At 63.7% G+C, this 4,477-nt stretch carries 3 protein-coding genes; all 3 read right to left on the reverse strand.

Annotated features, from left to right (window positions below; all coding sequences use genetic code 11):
• On the reverse strand, positions 1 to 2,855 hold a 2,855-nt coding region (gcvP, locus tag ACR0LI_RS20750; protein ID WP_171638645.1), incomplete at its 3' end, for an aminomethyl-transferring glycine dehydrogenase.
• A 144-nt stretch (positions 2,856 to 2,999) separates the two neighbouring features.
• A complete protein-coding gene (gene gcvH / locus ACR0LI_RS20755) occupies positions 3,000 to 3,365 on the reverse strand; it encodes a glycine cleavage system protein GcvH (protein ID WP_171638644.1) in 366 nt (121 codons plus the stop codon).
• A gap of 17 nt (positions 3,366 to 3,382) precedes the next feature.
• Complete coding sequence (gene gcvT, locus ACR0LI_RS20760) at positions 3,383 to 4,477, reverse strand: glycine cleavage system aminomethyltransferase GcvT (RefSeq protein WP_480719185.1); 1,095 nt, start codon at positions 4,475 to 4,477, stop codon at positions 3,383 to 3,385.

The following is a 4,477-nucleotide window of genomic DNA, read 5'->3' on the forward strand; positions in this document are numbered from 1 at the left end:
TATTCCGCGGCGTCTGCGTATGCGTCCATTGGGGGGCATGTGCAGACGAGGTTTCTGTCACCGTAAGCGTTGTCGACGCGGTTGACGGGGGACCAGTATTTGTCGACGCCCATGGAACCCGGCGGGAAGCAGGCCTGTTCGCGGGTGTAGGGGCGGTCCCAGTCGCCGACCAGATCGCGCACCGTGTGGGGGGCGTTTTTCAGCGGGTTGTTTTCCGCGTCGATCTTGCCGTCGATGATGTCCTGCGCTTCCGAGCGGATCGACAGCATGGCATCGCAGAAACGGTCCAGTTCGGCCATGGGTTCCGACTCCGTGGGTTCCACCATCAGGGTGCCGGCCACCGGCCAGCTCATCGTTGGCGCGTGGAAGCCTGAATCGATCAGGCGTTTGGCCACGTCATCGACGGTGACATGCGCCTCGGCGTCCAGGGGCCGGGTGTCGAGGATGCATTCATGCGCCACACGCCCCGTTTCCGAGGTATAGAGGATCGGATAGGCATCCTTGAGCCGCGCCGCGATGTAGTTGGCGTTCAGGATCGCCACCTTGGTCGCCTGGGTCAGACCCGCGCCGCCCATCAGCAGCACATAGGCCCAGCTGACCGGCAGAATGGACGGAGACCCGAAGGGCGCCGCCGAGACCGGGCCCACGGCGGTGCCGTATTCCGGGTGCCCGGGCAGGTGCTCGGCCAGATGCGCCTTGACGCCGATCGGACCCATGCCGGGGCCGCCGCCGCCATGCGGGATGCAGAAGGTCTTGTGCAGGTTCAGGTGGCTGACATCGCCGCCAATGTCGCCGGGGCGCGACAGGCCCACCATGGCGTTCATGTTGGCGCCGTCGATATAGACCTGGCCGCCGTGGTCATGAGTGATCTGGCAGACCTCCTGCACGGTGGTCTCGAACACACCATGAGTGGACGGGTAGGTGATCATGCAGGCGGCCAGATGATCCGAGTGCTTTTCCGCCTTGGCGCGGAAGTCGGCGACATCGATATTGCCCTTGTCATCCGCCTGCACCGGCACGACCTGCCAGCCCACCATCTGCGCCGAGGCCGGGTTGGTGCCATGGGCCGAGGTCGGGATCAGGCAGACATTGCGGTGCCCTTCGCCGCGCGCAAAGTGATAGTTGCGGATGGTCAGCAGGCCCGCATATTCGCCCTGCGCGCCCGAGTTGGGCTGCTGGGAGATCGCGTCATAGCCGGTGATCTGGCACAGCTTGTCGTTCAGATCGGCGATCATCTCGTGATAGCCCTGCGCCTGATCTTCGGGGCAGAACGGGTGCAGATTGCCGAACTCGGGCCAGGTGACCGGGATCATCTCGATCGTGGCGTTCAGCTTCATGGTGCAGGACCCCAGCGGGATCATCGCCCGGTCCAGCGCCAGGTCGCGGTCGGCCAGACGACGCATATAGCGGGTGATCTCGGCCTCGGCCCGGTTCTGGTGGAAGATCGGGTGGGTCAGATAGGCGCTTTCACGCAGCGCATAATCCGGCAGGCGGTATTGCTTGTTCGAGCTGTCATCCTTGCGGTCGATGCCGAAGGCCCCCCAGACCGCCTCGATCGTCTCGGGGCGGGTCTGTTCGTCCAGGCTGATGCCAACCTTGGTGTCGCCCACCTTGCGCAGGTTGACGCCGCGCGCCACGGCGGCCTCCATCACCGTCTTCTGCAGATGGCCGACCTCGACCGTGATCGTGTCGAAGAACACCTCGGGTTCGACCGAGAAGCCCGCCTCTTCCAGGCCGGCGGCCAGGCGCGAGGTCTTGCGGTGCACCGACTGGGCAATCGCCTTGATGCCGTCGGGGCCGTGATAGACCGCATACATCGAAGCAATCACCGCCAGCAGCGCCTGCGCGGTGCAGACGTTCGAGTTCGCCTTCTCGCGGCGGATGTGCTGCTCGCGGGTCTGCAACGACAGGCGGTAGGCCTTGTTGCCGCGGCTGTCGATGGACACACCGATGATCCGGCCCGGCATGGATCGCTTCAGCTTGTCGGTGGTGGCCATGTAGGCGGCGTGCGGGCCGCCATAGCCCATCGGCACACCAAAGCGCTGGGTCGAGCCGATGGCAATGTCCGCGCCCATCTCGCCCGGTGACTTCAGCAGCGCCAGCGACAGGATGTCGGCGGCGACGATGGCGATGGCCTTGTGTTCATGCAGCGCCGCGATCTCGGCGGTGAAGTCGCGCACATGGCCATAGGTGCCCGGATACTGGAAGATCGCGCCGAATACCGCGCCCGCGTCCAGCTGATCCGGGTCGGCGACCTGCACGTCGATGCCCAGAGGCTCGGCCCGGGTCTTGATCACCGCGATGGTCTGCGGGTGGCAGTTCTTGTCAACGAAGAAGGCCGCGTTGTTGGCCTTGGACCGGCCGCCGCGCTTGGCCATCGCCATCGCTTCGGCCGCCGCGGTGGCTTCGTCCAGAAGCGAGGCGTTGGCCACGTCCAACCCGGTCAGGTCGCTGACCATGGTCTGGAAGTTCAACAGTGCCTCAAGACGGCCCTGGCTGATCTCGGGCTGGTACGGCGTATAGGCGGTGTACCAGGCCGGGTTTTCCAGGATGTTGCGCAGGATCGGCGCAGGCGTGGTGGTGCCGTAATAGCCCTGACCGATCAGCGAGGTCAGAACCTTGTTCTTCCCCGCCACCTGTTTCATGTGGAAAAGCGCATCGCGTTCCGTCATCGCCGGACCCCAGTCCAGCGGCTGTTTCTGCCGGATCGCCGGGGGGACGGTGGCGTCGATCAGCTCGTCCAGCGTCTTGAAGCCGATCACCTGCAGCATGTCGCGCATCTCGGTCGGGCTGGGACCGATATGGCGACGGTTGGCAAAATCATAGGCTTCGTAGTCGGTCAGTTTGAAGGCCATTGCAGCGCTCCCATGGATAGGTCAGGGCCGGCGGAGACTGCGGGAGCCTCCGGCGGGGATATTTCTTGCCAGATGAAGGGCGGGGCCCAAATTCGGCGGCATCAATTAATTCGATGGAGCCCCATGCCGGGACTCCGTTCGGGTTTACCCGATGAAGGCTTTGTATCCGGCTTCGTCCATCAGATCCTCGAGCTGCGACGCGTCACTGATCTTGATCTTGTAGATCCAGGCCTCGCCCTCGGGGTCGTCGTTCAGCGCGCCGGGATTGTCGGCCAGCGCCTCGTTCACCTCGACGATCTCACCATCGACCGGGGCATAGAGTTCCGAGGCCGCCTTGACGGATTCGATCACGCCGATCTCGCCGTCTTTCTCGAACTCGTCGCCCACTTCCTGCTGCTCGACAAACACCACCTCACCCAGCTGTTCAGCCGCGTGTTTGGTGATGCCCAGCGTGGCGGTGTCGCCTTCGACGCTCAGCCATTCATGTTCTTCGGAATAATAGGTTGCCATGCTTCTCTCTCCTGACTTCAACGCTTGTAATTCTGTTTGACGAAGGGCAGCGCCACGATCTGCGCCGGTTGCGCCTTGCCCCGGATGATCAGGTTCACCTTCTCGCCCGGCGCGCCATGGCCTTTGCTCACATAACCCATCGCAACCGGGCCGCCGACCGTGGGGCCAAAGCTGCCCGAGGTGATCTGACCGATGGTGTTACCCTCTAGGCATTGCACTTCCACGCCCTGACGCGCCGGCGCACGGCCGTCGGGCTTGATGCCCACCAGCTTGCGGGCTGCGCCCTCGGCCAGTTCGCGCTGGATACGCTCCGCCCCCGGAAAACCACCTTCTTCCTTGCGACGCTTCTGCATCGCCCAGCCGAGGCTGGCCTCGACCGGCGAGGTGCTCTGGTCGATGTCATTGCCATAGAGGCACAGCCCGGCCTCAAGCCGCAGGCCGTCGCGCGCGCCCAGACCCGCCGGTTCGCACTCCTCATGCGCCAGGAAGGCCCGTGTGATCTCGATCGCCTTATCCTCGGGGATCGAGATCTCGTACCCGTCCTCGCCGGTATAGCCCAGGCGCGAGATACGGCATTCGACACCCAGGATGTCGGCAATCGTGGTTTCCATGAACTTAAGATCGCGCGCCGCGGGGCAGAGCGCGCCCACCACATCTTCGGCCTTGGGGCCTTGCACGGCCACCAGCGCGCGGTCGAAGATCTCGGTCACCTCAACCCCGTCCAGATTGTCGCGCATATGCGGAATGTCCTGATGGCGCAGCGCCGCGTTCACCACCACAAAGTAGTGATCCCCCGCATTCGACACGATCAAATCGTCCATGATCCCGCCTTCGGCATTGGTGAAGAACCCGTACCGCGCCTTGCCTTCCTTCAGCGTCGCATAGGCCTGCGGGCACAGAGCTTCCAGCTTCTCACCCACATTCTCACCGCGCAGGATCACCTGACCCATGTGAGACACATCAAACAACGCCGCCTTCTCACGGCACTGCTTATGCTCTCCCATGATCCCCAAAGGATACTGAACAGGCATCTCCCAACCCGCAAAATCAACCATCTTGCCGCCAAGCTCGACGTGAAGGTCATACAAGGGCGTGCGCTTCGGTGTGGTCAT

It is taken from the genome of Ruegeria sp. CL7 (genome assembly GCF_056536445.1).